Origin of the sequence: Paenibacillus glycanilyticus NBRC 16618 (assembly GCF_004000805.1) — a bacterium.
GTDB classification, from domain to species: Bacteria; Bacillota; Bacilli; order Paenibacillales; family Paenibacillaceae; genus Pristimantibacillus; species Pristimantibacillus glycanilyticus.
In genome coordinates this window covers 17666-44527 of sequence record NZ_BILY01000016.1, presented here as the reverse complement: position 1 = coordinate 44527, position 26862 = coordinate 17666, and the positions used below count along the sequence as shown (strand labels likewise).

Below are 26862 nucleotides of genomic sequence, written 5' to 3'. Positions count from 1 at the left end.
GTATCAGGACTCCTTCGTAATAGCTTGCATAGCGAGTAGGGCGATTCGATCAACGTCCAGGCCGGAATTGCCCGAATAGTAGTGCATCCCGCAGCAACCGACCAGCACGGCGAGCATATGGTCAACGCTGTCGTCTTCGCATTGGGCGATTGATTGGAGTGGAACGTACAGCCGTTCCATAAAATTTCTTTTGGCGAGCTGCCGATCTTTTTCAGGCAAGCCAGCATAATGTTCCGACGCCATTTTATAGACGAGATAGGCGCGGGCGTCCGACTGCCACAGCCGAAGCAGTGCTATGCAATACGCCAATAACTGGCGGTCATCCCGAGAGCTGCCGCTGTTGTTTTTCCACTCTGCTGTTACTTGCTCGCATCGCTCGAAGCCGCTTTCTAACACATCTTCTATTAACAAATGCCGGTTGGGATAATAATGGTATACGGTGCCGTAACCAAGCCCCGCCTCGCGGGCGACGTCCCGAATATCAAAGCTGCCGCCCGTGCGGAAGTAGGAGCGAGCGGCTACGTCCAGAATCTGTTCTCTGCGCTGTAAACGTATCTGCTCATTTTGTTCTTTGGTACGGGGACACATGACGTGTTACCCTCCTTATTTAGACCTGCATATTTGTCGATATAAAAATAGTAACGCATGAAGCGGCGAAATGCAATTGTTGTCCGGAGTGTTGCGGTAATAAGCCGTTCATTTAAGTAGCCTTGAGTCTGAACCATATCGTGCTTGGGTTTTTCTTATATTCTCCAGTATTGAGATTCTGCTAGAAAGAGCAGGACAGTGCAACAAAAGCGGAAAATGAAGCGTATATAAATATTGCATTTTATTGCTATATATGGATTATGGAATTGCTATTAAGCTCGTCCAAGGAAAGGGGACCTTAAATGAACCCGGTTATGCAGCCCAAAAGGTACCGCTTAAAAGCCTGCTTCACAATCATTGGCATAATTGCCGCAAGCGCAGCCATCGCCTTGTTCGCCAGATGGTATTTTTTCGAGAACGTCCTAAAAGTGGATGGAATCGCATATAAAACAACCAGCAATGAAGCAAATCTCATCACCTACAAGTCCTCCTATGGTCCAGACATTAAAGTTGTCATTAAGGACCCTGTCCGGGAGGTATATATCGAAGAGGAACTATTTAGAGTGATTAGATCGCAAGGGCCTGAATCGACCGAATATAAGGTGGAATATGCCGATGGGCACTATTACACAATCGTGGACCAGGATGGTTCTCTAATGACTTATGATGAACGCGGAGAGCCTTCGATAATGATAGCCGCCTATGAAGGCAATAAAAGAATTTTGGGGGAGAACGATGAACGTTATTGGCCCTCTTGGATTTTGTTGGCTGCCTATCCCGATTATCAGCCGGAACGGGGAAACCTCTTCGCTTTTATTGGAGGGCTCGTGTTGATTGTATATGGCTGGTGCCTCTTTAAGTATGAGTGGTTTCAGAATTTCTTGTTCCTGATTTCCCTTAAGTGGATATGGACGAATAGCCAAGAGCCCAGCGATTTTTATTACTTTTCGTCAAAAGCAGGGGGAATTGTCGTAATCGTACTTGCTATGTCACTGCTTATCAAATCATTGTCGTATTAAGGATTTCCAAACCACCCGCCGAGGTGGTTTTTCTGCATAGCAGGTTCTATTCTCCAGCGCCTATTTGCGATTTTTCTTGAAAACGGAAACGTGAGCTGCCTCACGCGCGTATATGCCCAATAATGCCTGCTTTTGTCAGTATTTAAAACGATGAACGGTTTTGCTAGGAATTAAACTCTTAGCCATAAAATTCTAGCCCCAAGATTTAACAGTGTTGTACAATGATAGTGAGACGAGATTTTGGCAAAGGGGTGTTCGATTAAGCGTGACCAGATACATAAAACTGCTTGGTTTGACACTTGGTGTCGTAGCGTTGAATATTGTCGTTTTCTCCCGCGGATTTATTGGAATCGAGATTGGCGGCAACGCGCTCTCCTCGGCAATCGGCGTGACTTTTCTCGTCGCCAGCGCCATCACGCTGACTTATGGGTGTTATTCCTTCCTATTTAAAGCCAAGGCAGCTCTGCCGGTGAAGGAGATGAAGACGCATGACGATTATGTCGAGGCATTATCTCGCTTCCGGCGCATTAAGGTTTTAGAAGAGGATATCGGCTTGGCTTTACGTCAGCTGGAACGCATGCAGAAGAAAAGAAACACGCTGCTCGAGGTTTTGAAACAGCGATTCGATCCCTCGGAACTAAGCTATAAGAAGTTTTCCTCCGTCATCTACGAGGTGGAGAAGCTGTTCTATCTGAACGTCAGGAGCATTCTCAATCGGCTGCATACGTTCGACGCATCGGAATTCGAAAGCGTTTCGGGGCGGAAGCCGTCGCCATTATCGCCGGAGCTATTGCAAGCCAGAAAAAACGTGTACGGCGAATATCTTTCCTTCACCAAGCAATCGCTCGGCACTAACGAGGAAATCTTGTTAAAGCTGGATCAGCTCATGCTGGAGATCTCCCGCTTGGATAGCCTGGAGCCGGGCGACATCGACAGCATGCCTTGCATGCAGGAAATCGACACGTTGATCAAACAAACCCAATACTACAAGAATTAAGAGGTGACCTGGATGCAAAGAAAAGGTAATTTCTTGTTAATCTCCGTTGTTCTTCTGGTGGTCGTCTTCGGACTTGTTTACGCCGGGGTAACCTTGACCTCCAATCTGGGCAAATCGAAGGCGGAGGTGACGGCCGAGAATGCCGGGGATCGATTAAACAAGCTGTACAAAAAGATCTCCCCGGCCGTTGAAACGCCCGTGAAGGGCCAGATCGACCTGGACCCCGTCGATGTCGCCGCTTCCTTACCCGACATCGGAAAGTTTCCTATCACGGTGAACAACACGAACGACAATTTCGTCGAGATTTTCTCCTCCACGGAAAAGTCGGGAACGGGCGTGGACGGATGGCTGACGGACGTAGCGACCGAGTTTAACAAGGCGAATATAACCGTGAACGGAAAGTCCGTGTCGGTAAAGATTCGCAATATCGCCTCGGGCACGGCAGCGGACTACATCAAATCCGGTAAATACGTACCCGATGCGTTTACTCCTTCGAATGAGCTATGGGGCGAAATGGTTCAGGCAAGCGGGGTTAAAACGCAGCTCGTGACCAAGCGTTTAGTCGGCAATGTTCCCGGAATCGTCATTGCCAAAGCGAAGTACGACGCCATGATCGACAAGTACGGCTCCGTCAATATCCAATCCGTAACGGAAGCTATCGCTAATAACGAGCTCTCCATGGGCTATACCGATCCTTTCGCAAGCTCCACAGGCTTGAATTTTCTGGTAACAGCACTTCATACCTTCGATAATACCAATTTGTTGAGCGATAAAGCTGTGCAGGAGTTTGAAAAGTTCCAGTCCAATGTGCCGTTTATCGCCTCTACGACCATTCAGATGCGCGATGCGGCCAAATCGGGCGCCCTGGACGGATTCGTCCTTGAATACCAGACCTACGTCAACGCCGCGGACTTGAAAAGCGGGTACGTATTTACGCCGTTTGGGTTCAGGCACGATAGTCCGCTCTACGCCTTAGGCGATCTGCCGCAGGAGAAGCTGGATATTCTCAAGAAATTCGCCGAGTTCGTTACGCAAGACAAATACATGAAGTCCGCGCAGGAAAAAGGATTTAACGGTCTTGAAACCTACAAATCGGAGCTTGCTCCCGTGGATGGCGACATGCTTATATCTGCGCAGAAGGTATGGAAAGAGAAAAAGAACAGCAGTAAGCCGATCACCGCGGTTTTCGTCACCGACGTTTCCGGAAGCATGGACGGCGAGCCGCTCAATCGTTTGAAAGAGTCGCTGTTGAAAGGGCAGAAATACCTGGGCAGGGACAACAGCATCGGTCTCGTCTCGTATTCGGACGGCGTTACCATCAAGCTGCCGATCGCGAAGTACGACACGAATCAGCAGTCCTTATTCGTCGGAGCGGTGGAAAGTCTGCAGTCCGCCGGCGGTACGGCTACCTTCGACGGAATCGTTGTAGCGCTGAAGCTGCTCGAGGATCAATTGGCCATCGATCCCAACACCAAGCCTGTCATCTTCGTCCTTAGCGACGGCGAGACGAACCAGGGCTATACGCTGCAGGACATCAAGGGATTAATCGAGACGTATAAGATCCCGATCTACACGATCGGCTACAACGCCAATATTCAAGCGCTGCAAAATATCTCCAGCATTAACGAAGCGGCCAGCATTAACGCGGATACGGACGATGTCGTGTACAAGATCGGCAATCTATTCAATGTGCAGATGTAACCAATTCGAGGGGGGATTTCAATGGCATTTTCGATGAACGTATCTAGTCCGGAGGAGCTGAAGGCCGAGATCGAGCCTACCATACAGCCATTGCCGGAGGAAGAGGCGAAGCTGAAAGAAGAAGCGGATTCCAACGTTAAAATGATTATGACGATGGATGTCGAGTCGCTGGAGCAGCGCAAAGAGATTCTTCAATCGATCGACGCCTATGGGCTGAACACCATGAAACGCTCTTCCGACAAAAACACCCTGCTGCAGGTCTCGGTCGGTAATCTTGCGAAATCCGGCGATGAGGGCGGCCCGGTTGCGAAGGGGTTAGCCGAATTGCATACGCAGCTGAAGGATCTGGATCCAAGTATGATCGACTTTGCCAAGAAAGGATTTCTCGGCAAGCTATTTAATCCGCTGAGGGCGTACTTCCTCAAGTTCGAGAAGGCCGACGAGGTGATTGCCGATATCGTGGTGTCGCTGGATAAAGGCGGTGCCGTGCTCAGAAACGACAATACGACGCTGGAGCTCGAACAGCATGAAATCCGAAAGCTGACCAAAACGCTCAAGAAGGAAATTCAGCTTGGGATGTTCATGGACGAATCCATCGAAGCCCAGATCGAAGCGGCCAAAAGCCGCAGCGAAGACCCCGAGAAGATTCGGTTCATAACCGAGGAAATCCTGTTCCCGATGCGCCAGCGGGTCATGGATTTGCAGCAAATGCTGGTCGTCAATCAGCAAGGGATGTTGGCATACGAGGTCGTTATCCGCAATAATAAGGAGCTCATTCGCGGCGTGGACCGGGCGAAGACCGTTACGATTTCGGCTTTGAAAATAGCTGTTACGGTGGCGAGCGCCTTGTACAATCAAGGTATCGTTCTCAAGAAAATCGAATTGTTGAATCAGACCACGACGAACCTTATCGCCGGCACGTCCCGGATGCTGAAGGAGCAAGGCGTTGCCATTCAACAGCAAGCCATTGAAGCTACGGTCTCGGTCGATACGTTGAAACAAGCGTTTGCGGATGTACTGTCCGCGTTTGATTCCATCAGCTCGTACAAACAGCAGGCACTTCCGAAAATGAGGGAAACCATCAACCAGTTCAGGACATTGGCCGACGATGGCGAGAAGCATATTTTGCGGCTAGAGAAGGGTAATGCTTTGGGGCTGTAAAGAAGCATTCCAGCAGAAAAGCGACCGTAACGGGTCGCTTTTCTGCATGCTCCTAAACAGCTGTTCTGAATATAGGATTAGCTATAGCTTAATCGAATGAGTTTTTTGCTTGCCGCGGCCGTTCGCCAGCGTTTTACTGACAGAAGGCTTGGCTTGCCCGCTTTCAAGCGTAGCGTTGACCTCTCCGCCCAGAATAATAATATTGGAGCTGATGTAGAGCCAGATCAGCAGGATGATAATGCCGCCAATGCTTCCGTACGTTTTGGAATAGTTGCCAAAGTTATTGATATAGAACTGGAACAGCAAGGAGGATGCGATCCAGCCAAAGGTCGCAAACAGAGCTCCCGGAAGGGCAGCTTTGAAAGGAACTTTGCGGTTGGGTACAATCCAGTAGAGCAACGAGAAAACAACAATCATGAACGAAATGGGAAAGACGTATTTCAATGTGCCCCAGACGAGTCCGAAGCCTACCGGGGAATTGAACCAATCGAATAGAAAATTACCGATAACCTCTCCGAAAATAACCAAAACAATCGCGAGCAAAATGGCCAGGGCCAACACAACCGTTGCCGCAAGCGAGATCGCTCTCACTTTCCAGAACGGGCGGTTTTCCTCGACATCATAAGCTTTATTGACACCTTTAATGACCGCGTTAACGCCATTGGACGCTGACCAGAGCGTAGCGATCATACCGATTGATAGCAGCGTGCCTCTGCTGTCCTTCGTTACCTCTTGCAGAATCGTTTGAATCGCTTCACCCGTTTGCTGCGGAAGCAGGCGTATAAGCTCAGCGACGACACTGTCTCCGGACAACCGGACAAAGCTCATTAAGCTCACCACAAAGATTAGAAACGGAAAAAAAGATAAAATAAAGTAATATGTAAGCTGTGCTCCTAGAGCAGGAACATCGTCATCGCGAAAACGGCTGTACAAATTTTTGAAAAACGGAAGAATCGCAAACACTCGTTTCATTGCTCTCACCCCTCTTATTTAGAAGGTAAACAAGAGAGGCCTAATGTTAAACAGGATTTGAGAAAACGAATACAGGAGAGTCGAGTAATTGACGAGACGAAGAGGAGGAAAACGAAATGAAGACGATTAGACGCATGATGGACCACCTGTACTGGGCGGACGGGCGAATTTTGGACGCGCTCGAGGAGAGTGAAACGAAGAACAAGGATCTACTGAAGCTGGTTCGGCACGTCGCTGTTGCGGAGCAAGTCTGGCTGTCCCGATTGCAGGGCAGGGGCAGCGCGCAATATTCATTGTGGGAGGAAGCGGAAGACCTGACGGCGATCCGGACGATGTTCGAAGAAAACGCCGAGCAATATCATGTTTATATCGAAGGGCTTGAGGAATCGGAGCTGGACGAAATGATTGATTATGCGAATCAGAGCGGTGTTCCGTTCCGAACATCCGTCCGCGATATTCTGCTGCAGGTCCTCCTACACGGGCAATATCACCGGGGACAGATCAACCGGGCACTTCGGACCCTATCGGCAGAGCCTGTCCAAGTCGATTACATCACGTTCGCGAGGCTATAACTTGCTATTCTTTCCGCTCTAATCTTGCCACTTCATCATCATGTAGAGCTGCTCGACGCTTCAAGAGCTCATAGGTCTCGCTCCATTCGTCAGGGTATCTTGTCCGTTGAATGCGCTTATGCAACTCACCTAGAGCATGCTCTACATCCTTTCTAAATTGTTTCCATACCATCATAGCTTTGTGATAGCCACCGTTATCAGTAGCATTCACTACGTCATAACAGAGTTTATCTTTTTTGGAGATCTCCATGCTGATTTCATCAACTTTAAAAAGAATTTCCTTTTTGAGTTTGGCGTCATACTCCATAGTCGCGATCATTTCGGCCATTATAGAAAGGATAGAGGTATTATTTTGAGATAAGTGATTTATACGTTCAGCGAGTTGGGGCGTCATCGGTTTTTCCCTCCTAGCATCGGGGATAGATGAATAAGATACGGAACCATTCCGGTTCTATACCATACTGTTCGTTAGAAGGGGATTTTTTCAGTCACAAAGAGAAAGGTCCGGAAGGTTAAGCGAAGGAAGAAATTTTATTTTGCCTGTTGACAGCAGTACGAATTTGTTATATCTTTAATTCAAGATATTTAATTTAAAGATAACAGCCAAATCAAATGTACAGCAAAATGCAATGGGCATGAAGGAGTGAGCAGAAAATGGGTAATCTTTTATGCCATATATCTTTAAGTTAAGATAACTGAATTAAAGATAAAATCGATTAAACAAAGGAGCCTACGATTATGATTGCTATTCTGGGACGCATTAACGAATTGAGCAGAAAACAGCATGCTGAAGGACTTAACGAGCAGGAGACAAAAGAACAGGCAGAGCTTCGCAAGGAGTATATTCAGCAGATCCGAGGTCAAGTTCACGATATGCTGTTGGGTGTCTCGATCATCGATGACAATGGGTATGACGTAACTCCGAAGAAGCTGGCTGCCGACAAAGCGATTTTGCTAAGAGATGAACGCCAGACGGATTCACTTATTAATTAAAATTGGGGAGATGAATGAAAATGATGGATATGGGACTTCTTATTATTCGGGTAGTGGTAGGTTTGTTGTTTGTTGGGCATGGTGCACAGAAATTGTTTGGCTTGTTCGGAGGATACGGTCCGAAAGGGACGGGAGGCTGGATGGAATCGGTTGGTATTCGTCCCGGCGTTGTTATGGCGGTCTTTGCGGGAATGTTGGAATTGCTGGGCGGCGCACTGTTCACCGCTGGACTGTTCACCGTAGCGGCAGGAGTAATGATTGTGCTCACCATGGCAGGCGCTATAGTGAAAGTGCATTTGCCTAACGGCTTGTGGTCAACGGCAAACGGGTATGAATATCCGCTGGTACTCGTTGCAGTAGCGATCGGCGTAGCGCTGACCGGAGCAGGGGCTTATTCGCTGGATGCCTTGTTGTTCTAAAGGTACGTTGACTGGATGAGATAACAACCGCTATAATTTTCTTATTATGCAAAAAAGTTTCTTAGGAAATGGAGGGAGCTCGCATCAAGCTAAAAGAAATCGCAAAAAAAGCAAACGTTTCGATTAGTACGGTATCCAGAATCATTAACAACCAGGGCAATTTCAGCGAAGAGACTCGCAAAAAAGTATTGGATATTGCCAATGAGCATTTAAAGCCGGGGATTGCTCCCTCCAACCAGGTTGGAATATCTTATAATATCGTCGTTATCGTACCGGGCAACAATGACTTTTTCGATAACGATCCGTCTACCTCCGCCGACTTGAATCACTTAAAGGATGAGTTTGAAGCATACGGACATCAGGTTCATATCGTGAAGCATTATTCGGACTCGCAGTCGTCTCCGGCCTATAAGCTTTTGGGCGAGGAGAAAGTGGATGCTGCCATCCTATTCGACCCGGTTGAGGGCGATAAGATGTATGAGGAATTGAATAGACTCGGGATCCCTTATGTGTTTACGAACGGAAGAACCTACAATACGGGGCAAAACTATATTGACTACGACAACCGAAAAGGCGCTTACGAGGTGATCCGTTATTTGCACGGATTAGGCCATCGGAGAATCGGAATGATTGCGGGACCCCGCAATCATCTCGTCAATTTGAACCGGCTGGACGGATGCAAAGACGCATTCCGCGATTTGGGGATGCCATGGACCGACGCCAATGTGGCAATGGGCGCGTTTGATCCCTCGCACGGTTATGAAGCCGTGAAGCAATTGATGCGGGAACAGCCGTCTATCACCGCGATTTTCGCGTTTAACGACATTATTGCGTACGGGGCCATGAAGGCTTTGGCCGAAATGAACCTCCGTATTCCGAAAGACGTTTCCTTGGTGGGCTTTGATGATCTGAAGCTGTCGGAGTTCATGGTTCCGCCGTTAACGACCGTAAGAAGGTTTAGATACGATATCAGCTCCGTCATCGTAAAAGTGCTGACTGAATTGATAACAAGCAAGAACATTTCCGAAGTTTACATTAGCCTTAAGACCGAAATGATTGAGCGGGAATCCTGCTCGAAAGCGGCAGGCAAAGCGTAATAAACGGATGTGAATAGCCGTCCTCCGATCGCCGGATCGGAGGACGGCTATTTTTGTTTTTAGATTGACGAGGTAAACGCTGGTAGAATATACTAAGAGCGCAAATAAGTTGCGCAAATTATTTGCGTAAATTTCATCACTATGGGAGGGATGATTGATGAGAAGGATAGGTTCCAGGGCAATTTTGAAAGCGTTTACCGTTTTGCTGTTGTTTGTGTTATTGACAGGAGGTTCGTTTGCCTTTCCGTTTCCGGATAAGGCGTCAGCAGCCGTTGGCGCAATCACGGTTAATTTGACGGAAACGCAAGAGGCGTTCAAAAACCCCTTAATGGGATTTCGGCCAACCCGCTTTTTGAATGACACGAGTTTCTCGAATCATGAATACGGCACTGTGTTTAAGCATTACATCAAATACACCGATTTGGAGAATGCGGCGTCAGACTCCGTTCAGAAGATCAAGGATTGGAGCAATACAGCTTGGGCGGGGATCGAAAGTCAGAACAAAAAGGTTATTCCTCGCGTAGTCATCGTTTACCCGAACACCGGAGAATATTGGCCGGAAGGCGTTCCTCACGGGGACGTGGCTACGCAATGGACAACGGACACCTTGAAAAACCGTCTAACCGCCTTCATCCAGAAGCTTGGCCAAGCTTGGGATAACGATCCGAGAGTGGCCTACATCGAGCTGGGGCTATGGGGGAATTGGGGAGAGCATCATATTTATCCGGATAAGCTTGCGGACGGGACCGACCGGATTCCGCTCGCCTTCCAGACCGCATTAGGCAACGCGGCTTCGCAGGCGTTTCAGAACAAGAAGGTGCAAGTGCGCTATCCCGATACCTTCCAAAATTTCAACTTCGGATTTCTGTGGGATTCGTTTGCCTTAATCGATGACCTGTCGGGAGGCGAAGGCATTGCGGCGAGAAATGTCTGGAGAACGCAGGTTAACGGCGGGGAGGTTGCTTACGATTGGGGGCAGAAAAATATTCAGCCGGGTGATTCCCCAAACGATACGTTAAGCGATCCGAACCATCGGAACTACGTGATCGACTGGATCAAAAAAACGCATACCACCAGTCTGGGCTGGATTGATTTGTACGATGCGAACAATTCCGCCGTCTCGCAAGGGGCTGCGCTGATGCAGAAGGAATTCGGCTATCGGTTCGTCATCAACCAGGCTACATACTCAGGCAGCGTGCAGCCCGGCGGATCCATGAATGTGTCCTTCTCGGTCGTGAACAAAGGCTCCGCGCCGTTCTATTATAACTGGCCGGTGGAAGCGAGCTTGCTGAGAAGCGACCGCACGGTTGCATGGAAGGGGATTTTCAGCGGCACGGATATACGGAACTGGATGCCGGGCGACGATTGGAACGCCGCGACGCGTCAATACAATCAAGCGCCAGCCGTTCAACAGGTTTCGGGTGCCTTTACGATTCCGTCCAATATGGCGGCGGGAACCTACACCCTGGCGCTGACCATTCTGGATCCGGCCGGATATAAGCCTAGCGCCAGATTCGCGAACTCGAACTATTATACGGGCGGAAGAACACCGCTTGGCAAAGTGGGAATCGGCATGGATCCCTCTGATCAGAACATCGGACCTTTCGATCAGCTGAAGCCGGATAACACGCTTTCGTACAGCTTGAGCCAGACGCCTTATGATGGCGGCTACAGCGGCGGAGGAAGCGCGGATACTCAAGCGCCAAGCGTTCCGGGGAATTTGACGGTCAGCGGCACGAGCTCGAGCAGCGTCAGCTTGTCGTGGTCGGCTTCAACCGACAATGTAGGCGTGACCGGTTATGACGTTTATCGCGGTGGAGTATGGGCAGGGTCTGCGACAAGCACCACCTTCACCGATACCGGATTAAGTCCAAGCACGAGCTACGTCTACACCGTCAAAGCCAAGGATGGAGCGGGGAACGTATCCGGCGCAAGCGGCTCCGTAACCGCGACCACCAGCGCTTCCGGAGGTGGAGGCACTTTGACCGCTTATGAAGCGGAGGCTTCAGCGAATACGCGGACCGGAGCGGCGGTCATTTCCGCGTGCAGTACCTGTTCGGGTGGCTCCAAAGTGGGGTATGTCGGCAATAATGACGGTACGCTGCAATTCAACGGAGTGAGTGCGTCAACTGCTGGAACCTACACCATGACTGTTTCTTACCTCAGTGGCGAAGCCCGCTCCGCGCAAATACGGGTTAACGGAGAATCGCCGGTTACGCTGAGCATGCCTAGCACGGGTAGCTGGACGGCCATTGGCACCGTTCAGACGCAAGTACAGCTGAATGCAGGCAATAACACGATTCATTTCTCCAACCCGACAGGCTGGGCGCCTGACTTTGACCGTATTCAGATTAGCGCCGGCGGCGGCAGCGGGGATACGCAAGCGCCTGCTGCGCCAACCAACGTAAGCGTCTCGGGCAAAACCTCAAGCAGCGTCAGCTTGGCATGGAGCGCTTCGACGGATAATGTCGGCGTGTCGCAGTATGTCATTTACAGAGACGGGAATCAAGCAGGCACCTCGACCTCGACCAGCTTTACGGACAGCGGATTAAACGCCAATACGGCATACGCGTATACGGTCAAAGCAAAAGATGCAGCGGGCAATTTATCGGCAGCCAGCGCGGCGGTTAATGTAACGACCAATGCCGGAAGCGGCGGAGCCACTGGCTTGCTGGTCGATAATTTCGACAATTCGCCTAGCTGGCCGGGAACCAATGATCTCGGCAAATGGGCGGGCGCAAACAGCTTCGCCAACAATGCGGGCGTTATTGATTCGGGGGCTCTGAAGCTGGAGTATAACAACAACGGATGGTTAGGCACGGATATTACCCAGGATGTGGGAAGCTACACCAAGCTGGTCATTCGCATCAAAGGCGCAAGCGGCGGGGAACAAAACCATATGCAGCTCACGATTGGCGGAGTGACCAAGACATTGGGTGATTTCAGCGGGGATACGGTTACGGCTAGCTACAAGGATATTGCTATTAATTTGGCATCGAACGGAGTAGACCGCAGCAGCCCCGGACAATTGACGATGACCTTCTGGCACGGAGGCAATAGCACGGTCTGGATAGACGAGATTCGTTTCGAATAAAAAATAAGGCTGGCCTGCGGTTGCGCAGGCCAGCCTTATCGTTTTTTTTTATACCGCGGTATCGCTTGGCATAGTACCGGTTGCATTTGACGCAAAAGATTGACGGAAGAGCTTCATGTCGACGAGTGCGCCGCCATTCAGCCTTGAATTCTCGGCAGCAAAAGCCATTAAGTGGCTCTCCAACGAGGCTTGCGCGGAGGTCAAGGTATCGATGTACCTTTCATGCCGGAGATCGGACACGAATTGCCGCATGATGCCGTCGTCGCCGCCTTGATGACCGCTCTGGCTCCTAGGGATTTGAATAACCGACAACGTGCCGGAGGAGAAATCGAACAGCTCGATACGGCCGTTTAACAGATCGCCGCGAATTTCCCCTTTTGTCCCCATGATTTGAACGATGCGGTTAATATCCCGCGTAAACCCGCTCATGCTGAACATAACGGTAACGCCATTCTCGAATTCCATGTTTACCGTCTGATGATCGACGACGTTATTATCCGTTCTGTAAACGCATTTGCCGTAAGGACCTTCCAGGATCGCCTTCATTCTGTTCGTTTCGGTAGGAGGATCCGCGATAAGCGCCGCAAAATGATTCGCTTTCGTGTCCTGCATGTAGAATCGCAATGCGGAATAAGGGCAGGTCGATTCCACCGCGCAGCCATCCGTGCAGCGTTCGGTCGACCCTTCGGGCGCATTCTCAACCCGGAAGTGGCTTAACGAACCGAAGGAGCTGACCTTCGCGCAGTCGGCATCCACAAGCCAGCGAATGAGATCCATGTCATGACAGGATTTGGCCAAGATCATTGGACTGGAGAGCGTATCGTTACGCCAGTTGCCCCGCACAAAGCTATGAGCGTAATGGAGGTAACCGACATTTTCGTTATGTTGAATGGACATGACGTTTCCGATGGAGCCGTCTTGAATAAGCTGCTTCATTTTTTGCCAGAAAGGGGTATATCTCGAAACGTGGCAGATCGAGAGCAGGCGTCCCTCTTCGCGGGCCACGGCCTCCATGGCTACGCATTCGCTTGGACTGTTCGACATCGGCTTCTCCAGCAGGACATGATACCCTTTGCGGAGAGCGGCTATCGTAGGCTCGTAATGCATCTGGTCTTGCGTGCAGATCAGAAGCGCATCGCAAAGCTTGGGCTTGCCCAGCAATTCTTCCCATGTTGAATAGAGCTGATCCGCAGTTAAGTTTAGCGCTTCCGCAAATCTCGTTCTTCTCTCTTGGCTTGGTTCCGCGACTGCGACGACCTCAACCTCGCTCGGAAATCTTTGAACATAAGGCATATAGGACAAGAAACCTCGCGCACCTGCTCCTATAACGGCTAGTTTGATTTTTTTCATGTAAAGATCACCCTCCTCGAAGCAACGATTTAGATTTTTCGATACCACGGCAATCGGGACAGCGGCGCATGTACTTCTAGCTGGATAGGGCCTTCTACTACACTTTCGTCATCGCCGAGCCATCGACCTTCCGGAAATTGGATCATTCTAGTAAGTTGTCCTTTCATTAATACCGGGGCTACCAGAATAGAGTCGCCAACCATGAATTGATCCTGGATTGCATGGTAGCCTTGATTCGGAAAAACGAATTCCAAGCTGCGCAGGATCGGCAGTCCATCCGCGGCAGCCTGATTCGCAAGCTCGAGGAGAGCGGGGCCAAGCTTTGTCCGGAGCTTCACCGCATCCATGCACCAGGATAATTCTTCGCCGCTCAGAACCCGCCAAGGAGCCATGGAGAACTGCATAGCGGGGAATAAAGCCGAGCACTGAACAAAACGGATAAAAAGTTCGGAATCGAATCGGAAATGAGGCGAGTTGATATCGCCATCCATTCCTCCGCCAATCATATCGGGACAATTATACGCATAACCCATGAGGCCTTGAGCAATCGCATTGGGGATAAGTCCCCCGAGCCCTGTCGCATCCCACGTGTGCGTCTTATCGCGCTGCCGCTGAATAAGCGCTTGGCCTCCAAGCTTCCAGCACATCCGCAGCTCGCTAAGCCCGTATCCGATTCCCAATCGCGCGTAAGCCTCGCAATCTTCCATCGGGAGAATAGGACGCGACCATTCGACGTCCCGGGAAACGTCATTCAGCAGGCCGGGCAGTATAGGCTCGCCCGCGTCCAGCTTGAAGCCGTCAACTCCGTAATCCTCGATCAGCCTGTCCAGCTGCCGCTTGAACCATGCGGAGCCTTCCGCGCGGGTATAATCCACGACCCCGCTGTACCCGTTCCACCATCTTCTTAAGACAGGCGTGCCGTCCGCATGCTTCATCAACAGATCTTGGCTCATTAATTGCCGGAAGGTGATGCTGTCCGGACTCACGTACGGGCATACCCACAGCATGACCTTAAATCCTAATTCATGCAGGGCCTGAATCATTCGGGCTGGATCAGGGAAACGATGCTTCTCGAAATCCCAGGTTCCGTAATCCTGCATCCAATTATCGTCAATGATCAGGACGCCTGGGGGAAAGCCGTTCTCGATAATAGATTTCGCGTACTGAATAAGCTTCTCTTGCGTCGGCTCATAGAACATTTCCACCCAAGTGCAGTATTGCGGCGCCGTAAAGGCCATTTCGTCCGGCGTAACGCCGGAAGGGGGGAAATGGTTGACGCAGGCATGCCGGTAAGCGCCTTGAAGGGTGAAATGACCGTCTTCAATCGTAATTTTCTGCGAATGATCGATCGTCAAGGTACTCTCGTTAAAGGAGAAGGAAAAAGGCTCTTCGGACCAAATATATCTTCCTCGATTAGACAGCAATAAGGGGGAAGCTTGATTGTCGTCAGTCAAACGCAGGTCGCGCGAATGCGGCTGATCGCCAAACGGCATAAGATGACCCTCATTGATAACGCCTCCCCACCAGAATTCTCCGGGCTCCCGTTGCAGTGCAGTGATTGTCATAGTAGACACTCCCAATTTGTTTTATGAAATAATTTGCGCAATTATTTACTGATATTATGGAGGAATCTATATTTGAATGCAAACCTTTTTTCATCTTAACAATAAGGCATTCGATCTTAAAAATGAGGCATTTAAAGCGTTTGTAGAAATCGATTAAACTAAATGTGTAAGAGGCAAGGGTGATGCTGATGATAGAGTTTACGCAAAATTTTTGCCTAAACAATTTATTGGGGGGATATCAAATGGTGAAAAGAAACAAATTTTCATTCATGCTCGTGCTTGTCCTGATGGTTCTTTCCTTAATTACCGCTGCATGCAGCAACAGCTCGAACAACGCGCCAACGAGCAAACCGGACGACAGCAAGAACGGCAATGCCGGTGAGGCAACGGATGCACCTAAAAAGAACGTAACGCTTACCTATGCCATCTGGGATAAAATTCAGCAGCCGGCTATGGAAGCGATCGCAAAAGAATTTACGGCGCAAAACCCAAATATTAAGGTTAAGGTCGAAGTTATCCCATGGGCCGATTATTGGACAAAAATGTCAGCTGCCGCTCCTGCGGGGACGCTACCGGACGTGTTCTGGATGCACGGAGGTCAATTCGCAACTTACGCCTCCGGTAAATTCCTTGAGCCGATCACAAGCAAAGTAGCAGCCGGGGAAATCGACCTCAATAATTACGCGGCGAATCTTGCTTCCATTTATACGCTGAACGGCGAGAACTATGGCATCCCTAAAGATTTCGATACCATCGGTCTGGCTTACAACAAAGAGCTGTTCGATCAAGCGGGCATCCCTTATCCGGACGACACTTGGACTTATGCCAAGCTGGCCGAGGTTGCCAAGCAGCTGAGCCAGCCTGACAAGGGCATTTACGGCTTTGGAGCCAAGATGGATACGCAAACCGGCTATTGGAACGATATGCTGGCTAACGGCGGCAAAATCATTTCCGATGATATGAGCAAATCGGGGTACGACGATCCGGCTTCTATCGAAGCTTTGCAAGCCCGCTATCAAATGACGGTTGACGGCGCTTCTCCAACTCATCAGCAAATGACGGATATGGAAGCAACCGAGATGTTCAAGTCCGGCAAGTTAGCGATGATTTTCGACGGATCCTGGCGGATCAGCGATATCGACAGCAGCGACATTATCAAGGGGAAATGGGATTGGGCGAAACTGCCTATGGGCAAAGTGAAAAGAGCCAATATCATTAACGGCCTTGGCAACGTGATGTCCGCAAGCGGCAAAAACAAAGAAGAGGCTTGGCTGTTCCTCAAGTTCCTGGGCTCGCAAAAAGCAGCGGAAATTACGGCGGAGATGGGCGCGGCTATTCCGGCGTACAACGGCACGCAGGAGGCATGGCTGACTTCAAGACCGTATCTAAATTTGAAAGTATTCACGGAGCAAGTAGCCGACGCAACTCCGTATCCAAGCGGCTCGATGTCGTATCCGGTATGGTTCGCAAAAGAGCCTGAGATTATGTCGCAGGCATGGGGCGGAGCCATCTCGGTAGAAGAAGGCGCCAAGAAGGTTGCGGAGATGATGAATCAAGCAATCGCGGATACTAAGTAATTAGGTAAGTATCGTTAAATTAAAGCGGAATTCGGGAGACGTTCCTGCAGCCAGGAATGTCTCCGATGAATAGGGAGTGGTGAAATTGAATTCCAGAAGCAGGTATGTGTGGGCTTATTTCATGATCGCGCCGACTCTCATAGGCACATTGGTTTTCTGGGGTTGGCCGGTTATCCAATCGATCCTGTTAGGCTTCCAGCACTCGGAAAATTTCGGGACCGTCAATCATTGGGTTGGATTCGATAACTATGCGAAGTTATTCCGCGATAAAGAGTTTTGGCAAAATCTGCGCAACACTTTGGTATATGTAGCGATGTTTGTACCCCTGACGCTTGTGCTTTCAACCTTATTTGCCGTACTGATGAATACGAAGATCAAAGGGGTATCCCTTTATCGCGTCATCTTTTTCCTGCCGCAAGTGACCATGCCTGCCGCGGCAGCGATGGTGTGGGTTGTCCTGTTCGCTAAAGACTTCGGCCTCATCAACCATTTGCTGGGGACGCATATCGCATGGCTGTCCAATGGCCATTATGCCATGCTTGTGCTGGTTATCGTAGGCGTATGGGGAGCCATCGGCATGAATATGCTGCTTGTTCTCGCGGGCTTGCAAGGGATACCGAAATCGCTGTATGAAGCAGCGGATATCGACGGCGCCAAGCGATTCAACAAGTTTCGGTATATTACCATTCCGATGCTCACGCCAACTCTATTTTTCACCAGCATCATTCTATTAATTGGAGCTACGCAGATTTTCGACTCGATCTATCTGATTATCGGGAAGACGAATGTTGCGCTTCCGTCGGTTCGCTCTCTTGTGTATGCCTATTACCAGAACAGCTTCATTTATAATGACCGCAATTACGGCGCTGCCATTATCAATATTTTGCTGGTGATTAACCTTGCGCTGACAGGCATTCAATTCGCATTCCAGAAAAAATGGGTCGTCTACGACTGAGAAAGGGGGAGGACGCAACTATGATCAGCTCATCGGCGAGGAAGGCTCACCTCGTTGTTCACATCATTCTTATTATCAGCGCCATCGCTATGCTTGTTCCGTTTGTATGGATGGTGCTGACTTCGCTGAAGACAACGACGGAAGCCACGCAGATTCCGATCCGTTATTTACCGGATGCCCCCAGCTTAAGAGGATATATAGAGGCGATTAAGCAATCGGAGTTCCCGCATTATTACCTGAACACGGTTATATCGGCGGTCATGAAGACCGTGTTTCCCGTTATCTTTAGTTCCATGGCGGCTTATGCTTTCGCCCGGATCCGGTTTCCGGGAAGCTCGATTCTGTTTATCTTGATTCTCTCGGTCATGATGGTGCCGAATCCCGTGTTTTATACGCCGCAATATATGATGATGAGTGATCTCGGACTCGTCAACACCGTTACCGCTTTGTGGATTGCTTCCTTAATCAGCCCGTTTGCCACTTTCCTTCTAAGGCAATTTTTCATGAGCATATCCAAGGAGCTGGAGGAAGCGTCGGTTCTGGATGGCTGCAATCCGTTCCAAATTTATTGGCATATCATGCTTCCTTTAGTCCGGTCCGCTTTGGTAGCCATCGTTATTATTCAATTGCAGTGGGCTTGGAACGAGCTGCAATGGCCGCTTATTATCAACAGCTCTCCGGAGAAGATGACCTTGTCATCGGGCATAGCGACGTTAGTGTCCATGTTCGGAACGGATTATCCGGTGTTAATGGCAGGCGCCTTTATGGCGGTCGTTCCCATGATTATTCTCTTCTTTATCTTCCAAAAACAATTTATTGAAGGGATCGCCTTCAGTGCTACAAAAGGATAATGGGTATCCGGACTTCTGCGAGTCCGGATAAAACCTGTTTCAGCTTGAATGACGGACAAAAGGGACAACATTTAAAGCTTATTATTGACAGCGCTTTCAAATAGCAAAGAGGAGGATTTCGATGAAACTGTTATCCGTGCACGATATTGGAAGAACATCGCTTAAAGCGATGCTCATTGTCGCCTTGTTATTGAGCACGCTTTTTGGGAATGCCGCGAGCAGGGTAAGCGCGGATCCGGAGCAACCGGCAATCGTATCAACCGCCGGTTCCGACATACCGGGGCTTATCGAGGATTTCGAATCCTATGCGGATGATGCGGCCCTTGGGCAGGCATGGACGGAAGCATGGTCCGACAAACCGGGCTCCGTTACTAGAGAGCTTGGACAGTCGAGCGGAAGCAACGGCCTCCGGCTGTCCACCGCAATCACGGATTCGACATGGTCGAATATTATTCATTCCATCCCTTCAGGCAAGAGGGATTGGTCCAAGTATGACGGATTAAGCTTCTGGGTGGACAATACAACAAACGACAATAAGGCTTTCAGCTTAAATGTCGCGCTTCAGACGCCTGCGGCGAAAGGCGAGTTCGGATTGAAGGAAGGTGGGCATGCCTTAACGATTGCGGCGGATGGAAGCTTGCAGCCGGCGGCGTTTAATGGAGCGTCGCTTAACGTTCCCGCAGGCTTCAAGGGTATTGTGAAGCTCTCTTGGGATCAATTCGTTCAATCCGCATGGCAATGCGACGGCGTTCAGGCAGACTGCGCAGCGGTGCTTGATCCAAGCGAAGTAACGGGACTTCAGTTCGGATACCCGCCAACAGGTTATCCGCATAACGTCATCACGATTGATGACATTATGCTCTATCGGGCGAATAAAAGTTTGGACGATTTCGAATCGTACGCGGACGATGCTGCCTTGCAGAACATCTGGCGGATCGACTGGGAATCCGGAGAACCGTCTACCCTTCGTACGATCGATCACGTGAATGTCTCGAACGGCAATCAAGCGATGAAGTTTTCCGTTTCCCCTCCTCCGGGCAAAACGGCATCCGATTGGGTAAACGTTAAACGCGTTGCCTTTAACGGGACGGATTCGGATTGGTCCGCCTTTGACGGGCTCACCTTCTGGGCCAATAACCAATCGCCAACGAATAAAAATATGGATCTGAATATCTCGCTTGTTACGGATGCGCCAAAAGGCGAATTCTCCTTGAAAGAAGGAGGAACCGTACAATTCTATCAGGGTGCCGAAGGCTGGAAAACAACTACTCTTGGCGGAGGCTCCCTATCCATTGCCGCAGGCTACAAGGGAATGGTGAGAATTCCTTGGAGCGCATTGATCCAGTCCGCATGGCAAGGCTGCGATGCTTGCGACGCGAAGTTTGATGCGAGCAAGGTTTTGCAAATTCAATTCGGCTTTGGCCCGAAAAATCAAGCCGACAATGTTCTCAGTATTGACCAAATTGCCCTCTATGCGTTAGCTGGCAGAACCGGCGGATCAGGAGGAGGATCAACGACCGAGCCTGTTGACCACCCGGCTCCTCCAGCTTGGGCAACAGCAGCCGGAACGGAGGCGCTTACGTATCGGAGTGCGCCGGTAGACAATCCGCTTAAGGGTCTCCTTCCTTTCTACGATGCTTCGGAGGAGTCTTATTTCACCGAAGGCGATGATTGGAGAGACCAGCCAACGCAGCTGCCTTACAGCTTGGAGTTCTTCTACCTGCCGCTTAATAAGCTGATGAACAACCGGAATGATTTTAATTGGACGGAGCTGGACAAACGGCTTGAAGCCGTTGCAGCCAGAGGCAATCAGGCCGTATTCAGGATTTATCTGGACTATCCGAACAAGCCGTCCGGAATCCCGCAATTCCTTCTGGACGAAGGGCTGCAGACTTACGCCTATTCGGAATATAACAACGGTAAGGATGCAACAAGTCTAGCGCCTGATTATAACGATGAACATTTATTGGGCGCCTTGGACAATTTCATTGGGGCGCTTGGAGCCCGTTATGACGGCGATCCGCGTATCGGCTTCCTGACCATTGGATTGATCGGCTTCTGGGGCGAATGGCATACGTACCCTTACGACGGAAATATCAAATCGCCGAATTTAATGCCGACAGACGCCAACCTGAAGCGGGTTCTTACCGATATGGACAACGCGTTTAACGAAACGCAGCTTGTCTTAAGATATCCGATGGACAACAGCACGCTCAAAACCAAAAATTTCGATGTCGGCTATCATGACGATTCCTTTGCTTTCCAGACCCTCCCGCCAAGTCTCGGAGGCCAAGGCTGGCATTTCTGGGGCAAAGTCAAAGACGCTGGAGTGACGGATTTCTGGAAAACGAACAGCATGGGCGGAGAGATGAGACCGGAAATTCAATTGAAGATGTGGAACAATGATCCGCCGGTATACAATGAACCGTCGGCGCCAATCGAGGGGGCGCAGGGCGAAGATTATTACACCAGCCTGAACTTGACCCATGCTTCCTGGCTGATTACGCAAGGGGTATTCCAAACGCCGCTGGAGTCCGAACCGCTGGCAAGAGCTGTCGAAGGATCGCGCAGATTGGGCTATGAATATTACGTGCCTTCTGCCTATCTGGATGCTGCGGATGGAAATCTGAAGGTCGGCGTAGAGGTTGAAAACAGAGGGGTGGCGCCATTCTACTATAACTGGAAGATAGAGCTTGCGGCCAAATCCGAAAGCGGCATCGTGAAGGTATGGGAACCCGGTTGGGACTTGAAAGACCTGCTTCCGAATACAAACGGATTCGACAACAATAAGCTGTTCGAATCGACGAGCAATCCGGCTTTAAGCAACGGAAGCTATCAAATCCTGATGCGTTACGTGAATCCGTTAGAGGAGATCAACGCGGACGCCAAGAAGTTCCGCTTCGCTAACGAGGAGCAGAATAGTGACGGATGGCTGGAGCTAGGCAGCGTAGACGTAACGGATAGCACGGCCGAGGCTCCGGTCAGAGTGACCGGCTTGACGGCGAATACGACAAGCCAGCTTCAATTGTCTCCCGGTTCCAGCGCACAGATTAATGTCGCGGTTGTGCCGGCGGAAGCGGGCAACAAAAGAGTAGTATGGTCGTCGTCGAACGGTAAAGCTGCCTATGTATCCGCTGCTGGCCTGGTCAAGGCTGTCGGAATCGGCAGCACCGTCATTACGGCTAAATCTACCGACGGCAACTTGGAGAAGCAATTCGCGGTGACGGTTGCGTCCAATGATTCCAGCTCGAACCCGTCCTCCGGCGGAACAACCTCGCAGCCAGGGCCGGATTTAACGGATAAAGGCATCAAGCTGGGGCAAAATGCAGTAACTATTGTCCGGTCAACGGACGGCGTGACCGAAGCGGCCATTGACGCGAAGAAGCTCCAAGACGCCTTCCAGGCACTTCGCGGCAAGCCATCCGGCGTCAATTCCAATTCCGTTATTATCGAGTTGAAAAACAACGGCGGAAGCGTGAAGGTGAATATCCCATCGTCTGCCTTAGTGGATGCTGGGAAGGACCTATCGGATGCATCCATTCTTATCCTGACGGATTTCGGAAGCTACAAGGTTCCCGTCAAAGCTTTAGGCTTGGCCGATATAGCGCAAAAGCTTGGCGTAAGCCTTGAGAATATGAACTTAAGCATGGTTATCGATAAAGTTGCAGGCAGCACGGCGGATGTATTGGCTGAACAAGCAAGCAAGGAAGGGTTAACCTTGCTAGCTCCTGCCCTGGACTACAAAATCTATGCCCAGGCAAACGGACAATCGGTGGAGATAACCGGCTTCGGCAGCACCTACCTCGAGAGAACGGTTATTGTGCCGGGAGCCGTTAATCAAGCGAACGCGACTGCGCTTCTATTTAACCCGGATACAAGGACGTTTGCTTTTGTTCCATCCTTCCTTCAAGTTAACGGGGGCAGCACGGAAGTTGTCATCAAACGCAACGGGAACAGCATTTACGCGGTTGTTTCGGATTCGGGCAGCAGAACGTTCGCTGATCTTCAGGGACACTGGGCCAAGCCGGAAATCGAATTGCTGGCCTCGAAACGAATCGTAAACGGTACTGCGCCTGAACTCTTCTCGCCGGACAAACCGATTACCCGCGCGGAGTTTACGGCCTTGCTTGTTCGTTCCCTTGGGCTTAGCTCTCCGGCTGCGGGAACCGATTTCAGCGACGTAGCACAAGGAGACTGGTTCGCGGATGCGATTGCAGCGGCCGTTGATGCGGGGATCATTAACGGTTATACGGATGGTTCCTTTAAACCGAATGAACGAATCACCCGCGAACAAATCGCGGTTATGACAGCTAGAGCTCTGAACTATGTGAACAAACCGGTCCAAGCGAACGGCAATGCTCTTGAAAACTATAAGGATCAAGCTTCCATTAGTCCTTGGGCAAAAGCTTCGATAGCCGAATTGCTCACTGCTCGAATCATAAAAGGGAAGTCTATGGCGACCATAGATCCGGCAGCGAATGCAACCCGCGCGGAAGCCGCCGTTATGATCAAACGGTTTTTGCAATTCGTTCAATTTATGAATTAAGAAGCAGATGAATACGGGAGCACATGGCGTTAGCGCCCATGTGCTCCCGTTCTATGACGGCATATTCACGTTATTGGAATTAGTGTAGACTAGCATTGAGACTCGAGACTCTATGGTGAAGGGGAAGCCTTACAAAGATGAAGCGTGCTGTGATCGGTACCGTTGCGATACTTTTCTTAACTCTTTTATTCGCCTTGTTCAGCCATTATATTAACCCGGGCTCCTCCCAATCGCCAGGACCCCTTCATTCCGATACAGCGGATAACGAGGGAAAAGACGTACCGGAATCCTTTGTCACGCTGAAGGTGATTATGCCCGGAGACCAGTCGTCTCGCATGGGCGATTTTGTCGAGAATGAACTGAACGACCGGCTCAAGAAAGATTTGAACATGAACTTGGAATTGACTTATATTCCATGGTCCAATTACCAGCAAAAATTGGAGCTGGCCCTATCCACCGGAGAAGATTACGACTTGTTCTGGTATGGCGCGCCGTTCGTCTCCGTTTATTACAGCAAAGGCTATATTCAGCCGTTAGACGAGCTTCTAGGCCAATACGGGCAGGATCTTGTTAAACATATACCCGAGGATAATTTCAAGCAGAACTGGATCGACGGGAAGCTTTGGGCGATACCCTCCCAAGCCTTTACATCGGCCGGGAAATTCTCCTCCGTCATGGTCCGTCAGGACTTGCTGGAGAAGGTCGGCATGACGGACGTTGAGACGATAGCGGATCTGGAACAATTCTATCAACGCATGCACGCGATAGATCCGAGCTATTACGGTTATTTGGAAACCGACCGCGGGCATGAATTGTTATGGCGAGAGTTGACGGACAGGAACTATTCTTCCTTGGACGAGAGAATGCTGTTTATGGTGGACGAGGATTCGGGAGAGCTGCTCAGCTACGTGGAGTCCGATCTGTACAAGAAAGTAGCTCATTTACGCGAGTCCTGGGTGAACAAGGGGATTATCGACATGAACCTCGTGGGGAATCCGGCTGCGAAGATCGATCAGGAGAATGCGGGCAAGCTTCTTTTCCGCGTGGGCGCTGTTTCCCGGGCGATGGAAAATCTGCAAACGGCGCGGAATGCCGATCCGGAAGCGAGGCTCCGCGAGTACTATCTGGCGAAAGAGAAGCCCAAGTATATTACGACGCCAAGCAATGAAGCATTTATGATTACTTCCGCGTCGAAAAATCCGGAACGCGCGATGATGTTTATGAATTGGATTTTGCAAAGCAAAGAAAATTACAACTTTATTATTTACGGGGTTGAAGGAAAGGATTATGTGCTGGATAACGGTAAAATCAAGCAATTGACCAATGATCAGCTGATGTACGAATGGATGTGGCGGAACAAGGATTATTTTATCGCTCCGGCTAACGTAGAGGATGACGTGATCGAGGATATGCTTGCGAACGACGAGAATTCGCGCATCTCCAAGCTATCCGGCTTCCACTTCAACGAAGCTCCCGTTAAGAACGAGATCGCGCAAGTGATGGCGGTCTATAAAGAAAAATTCGAGCCTATCAACTTCGGGATAGCCAGTTACGACCAATATTATGACGATGCCCTCGCAGCTCTCAAGAAAGCGGGCTTTGATATTGTTTTTGCCGAATTGAAAAAGCAGTTCTCCGAATTTCAACGCCAGCATTAAATGCCATGAGCAAGAAGCTGAGAGGACGATCAGTCATGAGCAGATTCAACATATTTACCAAATTGATCGCTACGTTGTTGATTTTACTTATCCCGATCCTGCTCCTGTTTGCGGTGTCGAACCGAACAAGCACGGATGTGTTGACCGATGAAATTATAAAGGTGAAGCGGTATCAGATCGAAACGTTCGCCAATCAGCTCGACCAATTGTTCTTCCGGCTGGATACGTATAAGAAAATGCTGTACGAAAGCACGGACGTGCGAAATTTAGCGTATCCCGATTTATTGGACGATGTGCTGGGCAAATACAGAGTTAATCGAACCGTCTCGGAAGAAATTAACCGGCTTGCCGGTTACGGCGATTGGAAAGCCGTCATCGCGGTTCTCTATCCCAAGACCGGTATCGTCATCAAAAGCAACTCCAGCTTGAATGCGCTTCCGAAGGAGTTTCCCCTGCAGGATACCTTTTGGCAGTACTATTCCGATTCTAACGAGGATTATTTCATGGAAATCTTGTCTTATCCCGAGAACTCGGCGGAGACGGGCGAGGCGCGTATGCGGGTTGTGCTTAAATTCGGCGTATCCGCGCTTCGAAGCGCCTTGTCGGAATTCAAAGCGAATGGCTCGGGCGATCCGTTCCTGTACCATCCCGGAGCGGACCCTATCTATAATTATTCGGTTAACGTAAAACAAATCGACGAATTTCTTCCCCGGCTTAAGGAGATCGATCCCTCAACGGAAAGCGGGTACATGCTTCTTCGATCCGACAAAACGAAGTATCAGGTTCATTATCAGAAGCTGGAATCGCTTGGCTGGTATCTCGTCGACTATGTACCGATCAGCCATATTATGGCGCCGATCAGCCGGAACCAGACCATGTTTTACCTCATAAGCGGCATGCTTCTGTTCATGGGGGCTTATCTGGCGTTCGTGATGTACCGCAACATTCAAATTCCGTTTCGGAAGATGATGCGGAACATGAATCTGATCGAGAAAGGGATTTATTCCGTAAGGATGACGGATAAGCCCAAGGGGGAATACCGGTTTCTGTACGACAGATTTAACTCCATGGCCTCCAAGATCGAGGAGCTGATCGTGGATGTGTACAAGGAACAGCTCAGGTCCAAGGATGCAACGCTGAAGCAGCTGCAGTCGCAGATCAATCCGCATTTTTTGTACAACACGCTTGCTTATATCAAAAGCATGATAGAGCTCAAGGAAAATAAAGCCGCTATCTCGATGACCATGAACTTAAGCAAGTATTACCGGTATACGACCAAGACGGGAAGCAAAATGGTGAAGCTGCAAGAGGAGCTGGACTTGATCCATTTCTATCTGGAAATTCATTGCATGCTGAGGGATGACTTCGAATATCAGATCGAGATTGAGCCGCAGCTTGCGGAGCTCGAAGTTCCGCGGTTAATCGTACAGCCGCTTGTAGAGAATGTCATCCTGCATTCGTTCAATAACCAATCCGAATTCGGCATGATCCGCATTAGATGCTGGAGCGAAGAAGGAATGAACCATGTAGCGGTGGAGGACAATGGCACCGGGGGCGATTACGAAACGATTGAAGCGATGCGCAAGAAGATTCATTCGAGCAGCGAGGAAATCGAATCCGGTCTGAAAAACGTTCACCAACGCCTGCGGTTAATGTACGGCAGCGATTCGGGCGTACATCTCAGCAAATCGGAGTTAGGCGGACTATGCGTGCAACTAAGCTGGAGCGGCAAGGAAGGTGTGTAAGC

The 26862-nt window shown here is 49.9% G+C and carries 20 protein-coding genes; 15 read left to right on the top strand and 5 right to left on the bottom strand.

Going from position 1 to position 26862, the window contains the following annotated elements:
* Nucleotides 1-3: 3 nt before the first annotated feature.
* On the bottom strand, nucleotides 4-588 hold the full coding sequence (locus PGL01S_RS14575; RefSeq protein ID WP_127495348.1) for a TetR/AcrR family transcriptional regulator: 585 nt from the start codon (nucleotides 586-588) through the stop codon (nucleotides 4-6).
* Between the two features lie 302 nt (nucleotides 589-890).
* Between PGL01S_RS14575 and PGL01S_RS14570 the strand changes: the two genes are divergently transcribed.
* The 4 genes from PGL01S_RS14570 to PGL01S_RS14555 all read left to right on the top strand — a co-directional run bounded on the left by PGL01S_RS14570 (nucleotide 891) and on the right by PGL01S_RS14555 (nucleotide 5466).
* Nucleotides 891-1607 carry a DUF6199 family natural product biosynthesis protein gene (locus PGL01S_RS14570; RefSeq protein WP_127495347.1) on the top strand — a complete coding sequence of 239 codons (717 nt, stop codon included), beginning with the start codon at nucleotides 891-893 and terminating at the stop codon, nucleotides 1605-1607.
* Between the two features lie 265 nt (nucleotides 1608-1872).
* Nucleotides 1873-2604: a hypothetical protein gene (locus PGL01S_RS14565; protein WP_236013521.1), complete on the top strand. Its 732-nt coding sequence runs from the start codon at nucleotides 1873-1875 to the stop codon at nucleotides 2602-2604.
* Between the two features lie 12 nt (nucleotides 2605-2616).
* On the top strand, nucleotides 2617-4305 hold the full coding sequence (locus tag PGL01S_RS14560; RefSeq protein WP_127495345.1) for a vWA domain-containing protein: 1689 nt from the start codon (nucleotides 2617-2619) through the stop codon (nucleotides 4303-4305).
* Between the two features lie 21 nt (nucleotides 4306-4326).
* The gene (locus tag PGL01S_RS14555) at nucleotides 4327-5466 is read left to right on the top strand and encodes a toxic anion resistance protein (protein ID WP_127495344.1); all 1140 of its coding nucleotides are present in this window, start codon (nucleotides 4327-4329) and stop codon (nucleotides 5464-5466) included.
* Between the two features lie 81 nt (nucleotides 5467-5547).
* Here the strand turns inward: PGL01S_RS14555 and PGL01S_RS14550 are convergent, their stop codons facing one another.
* Nucleotides 5548-6438, bottom strand: a complete 891-nt coding sequence (locus PGL01S_RS14550; protein WP_127495343.1) for a YihY/virulence factor BrkB family protein — start codon at nucleotides 6436-6438, stop codon at nucleotides 5548-5550.
* Between the two features lie 116 nt (nucleotides 6439-6554).
* Between PGL01S_RS14550 and PGL01S_RS14545 the strand changes: the two genes are divergently transcribed.
* Nucleotides 6555-7010 carry a DinB family protein gene (locus PGL01S_RS14545; protein WP_127495342.1) on the top strand — a complete coding sequence of 152 codons (456 nt, stop codon included), beginning with the start codon at nucleotides 6555-6557 and terminating at the stop codon, nucleotides 7008-7010.
* Between the two features lie 4 nt (nucleotides 7011-7014).
* On the opposite strand, the gene PGL01S_RS14540 is transcribed toward PGL01S_RS14545, so the two are convergent.
* Nucleotides 7015-7404, bottom strand: coding sequence for a hypothetical protein (locus PGL01S_RS14540; RefSeq protein ID WP_127495341.1), 390 nt, complete (start codon nucleotides 7402-7404; stop codon nucleotides 7015-7017).
* Nucleotides 7405-7748: 344 nt separating this feature from the next.
* Here PGL01S_RS14540 and PGL01S_RS14535 point away from each other — a divergent pair, with 344 nt between their 5' ends.
* From PGL01S_RS14535 to PGL01S_RS31255, 4 genes are all read left to right on the top strand, one after another.
* Nucleotides 7749-8003, top strand: coding sequence for a DUF896 domain-containing protein (locus PGL01S_RS14535; RefSeq protein WP_127495340.1), 255 nt, complete (start codon nucleotides 7749-7751; stop codon nucleotides 8001-8003).
* 20 nt (nucleotides 8004-8023) lie between these two features.
* Nucleotides 8024-8422, top strand: coding sequence for a DoxX family protein (locus PGL01S_RS14530; RefSeq protein ID WP_127495339.1), 399 nt, complete (start codon nucleotides 8024-8026; stop codon nucleotides 8420-8422).
* A gap of 68 nt (nucleotides 8423-8490) precedes the next feature.
* Nucleotides 8491-9519 (top strand): LacI family DNA-binding transcriptional regulator, encoded by a 1029-nt coding sequence (locus tag PGL01S_RS14525; protein WP_127495338.1) that lies wholly within the window; start codon nucleotides 8491-8493, stop codon nucleotides 9517-9519.
* 157 nt (nucleotides 9520-9676) lie between these two features.
* A complete protein-coding gene (locus PGL01S_RS31255; RefSeq protein WP_127495337.1) occupies nucleotides 9677-12613 on the top strand; it encodes a DUF4832 domain-containing protein in 2937 nt (978 codons plus the stop codon).
* 48 nt (nucleotides 12614-12661) lie between these two features.
* Here the strand turns inward: PGL01S_RS31255 and PGL01S_RS14515 are convergent, their stop codons facing one another.
* Nucleotides 12662-13963 (bottom strand): Gfo/Idh/MocA family protein, encoded by a 1302-nt coding sequence (locus tag PGL01S_RS14515; RefSeq protein WP_127495336.1) that lies wholly within the window; start codon nucleotides 13961-13963, stop codon nucleotides 12662-12664.
* 29 nt (nucleotides 13964-13992) lie between these two features.
* Complete coding sequence (locus PGL01S_RS14510; protein ID WP_127495335.1) at nucleotides 13993-15528, bottom strand: glycoside hydrolase family 31 protein; 1536 nt, start codon at nucleotides 15526-15528, stop codon at nucleotides 13993-13995.
* Between the two features lie 242 nt (nucleotides 15529-15770).
* Between PGL01S_RS14510 and PGL01S_RS14505 the strand changes: the two genes are divergently transcribed.
* From PGL01S_RS14505 to PGL01S_RS14480, 6 genes are all read left to right on the top strand, one after another.
* Entirely contained in the window at nucleotides 15771-17105 is a 1335-nt protein-coding gene (locus tag PGL01S_RS14505) for an ABC transporter substrate-binding protein (protein WP_164775477.1), read from the top strand.
* Nucleotides 17106-17190: 85 nt separating this feature from the next.
* Nucleotides 17191-18060 (top strand): carbohydrate ABC transporter permease, encoded by an 870-nt coding sequence (locus PGL01S_RS14500; RefSeq protein WP_127495333.1) that lies wholly within the window; start codon nucleotides 17191-17193, stop codon nucleotides 18058-18060.
* Between the two features lie 20 nt (nucleotides 18061-18080).
* Complete coding sequence (locus tag PGL01S_RS14495) at nucleotides 18081-18911, top strand: carbohydrate ABC transporter permease (RefSeq protein ID WP_127495332.1); 831 nt, start codon at nucleotides 18081-18083, stop codon at nucleotides 18909-18911.
* 121 nt (nucleotides 18912-19032) lie between these two features.
* Nucleotides 19033-23457, top strand: a complete 4425-nt coding sequence (locus PGL01S_RS14490; protein WP_127495331.1) for an S-layer homology domain-containing protein — start codon at nucleotides 19033-19035, stop codon at nucleotides 23455-23457.
* Between the two features lie 137 nt (nucleotides 23458-23594).
* Nucleotides 23595-25115, top strand: coding sequence for an ABC transporter substrate-binding protein (locus PGL01S_RS14485; RefSeq protein ID WP_127495330.1), 1521 nt, complete (start codon nucleotides 23595-23597; stop codon nucleotides 25113-25115).
* A 35-nt stretch (nucleotides 25116-25150) separates the two neighbouring features.
* Nucleotides 25151-26860 carry a sensor histidine kinase gene (locus tag PGL01S_RS14480; protein WP_164775475.1) on the top strand — a complete coding sequence of 570 codons (1710 nt, stop codon included), beginning with the start codon at nucleotides 25151-25153 and terminating at the stop codon, nucleotides 26858-26860.
* The last annotated feature ends 2 nt before the right edge of the window (nucleotides 26861-26862 follow it).

Coding starts and splice junctions, on each gene's coding strand:
- PGL01S_RS14515 (WP_127495336.1), bottom strand. CDS start 13,963: ATGAAAAAAATCAAACTAGCCGTTATAGGAGCAGGTGCGCGAGGTTTC.
- PGL01S_RS14510 (WP_127495335.1), bottom strand. CDS start 15,528: ATGACAATCACTGCACTGCAACGGGAGCCCGGAGAATTCTGGTGGGGA.
- PGL01S_RS14525 (WP_127495338.1), top strand. CDS start 8,491: ATGGAGGGAGCTCGCATCAAGCTAAAAGAAATCGCAAAAAAAGCAAAC.
- PGL01S_RS14505 (WP_164775477.1), top strand. CDS start 15,771: ATGGTGAAAAGAAACAAATTTTCATTCATGCTCGTGCTTGTCCTGATG.
- PGL01S_RS14490 (WP_127495331.1), top strand. CDS start 19,033: ATGAAACTGTTATCCGTGCACGATATTGGAAGAACATCGCTTAAAGCG.
- PGL01S_RS14550 (WP_127495343.1), bottom strand. CDS start 6,438: ATGAAACGAGTGTTTGCGATTCTTCCGTTTTTCAAAAATTTGTACAGC.
- PGL01S_RS14545 (WP_127495342.1), top strand. CDS start 6,555: ATGAAGACGATTAGACGCATGATGGACCACCTGTACTGGGCGGACGGG.
- PGL01S_RS14540 (WP_127495341.1), bottom strand. CDS start 7,404: ATGACGCCCCAACTCGCTGAACGTATAAATCACTTATCTCAAAATAAT.
- PGL01S_RS14575 (WP_127495348.1), bottom strand. CDS start 588: ATGTGTCCCCGTACCAAAGAACAAAATGAGCAGATACGTTTACAGCGC.
- PGL01S_RS14555 (WP_127495344.1), top strand. CDS start 4,327: ATGGCATTTTCGATGAACGTATCTAGTCCGGAGGAGCTGAAGGCCGAG.
- PGL01S_RS14485 (WP_127495330.1), top strand. CDS start 23,595: ATGAAGCGTGCTGTGATCGGTACCGTTGCGATACTTTTCTTAACTCTT.
- PGL01S_RS14495 (WP_127495332.1), top strand. CDS start 18,081: ATGATCAGCTCATCGGCGAGGAAGGCTCACCTCGTTGTTCACATCATT.
- PGL01S_RS14535 (WP_127495340.1), top strand. CDS start 7,749: ATGATTGCTATTCTGGGACGCATTAACGAATTGAGCAGAAAACAGCAT.
- PGL01S_RS14560 (WP_127495345.1), top strand. CDS start 2,617: ATGCAAAGAAAAGGTAATTTCTTGTTAATCTCCGTTGTTCTTCTGGTG.
- PGL01S_RS14570 (WP_127495347.1), top strand. CDS start 891: ATGAACCCGGTTATGCAGCCCAAAAGGTACCGCTTAAAAGCCTGCTTC.
- PGL01S_RS14480 (WP_164775475.1), top strand. CDS start 25,151: ATGAGCAGATTCAACATATTTACCAAATTGATCGCTACGTTGTTGATT.
- PGL01S_RS31255 (WP_127495337.1), top strand. CDS start 9,677: ATGAGAAGGATAGGTTCCAGGGCAATTTTGAAAGCGTTTACCGTTTTG.
- PGL01S_RS14530 (WP_127495339.1), top strand. CDS start 8,024: ATGATGGATATGGGACTTCTTATTATTCGGGTAGTGGTAGGTTTGTTG.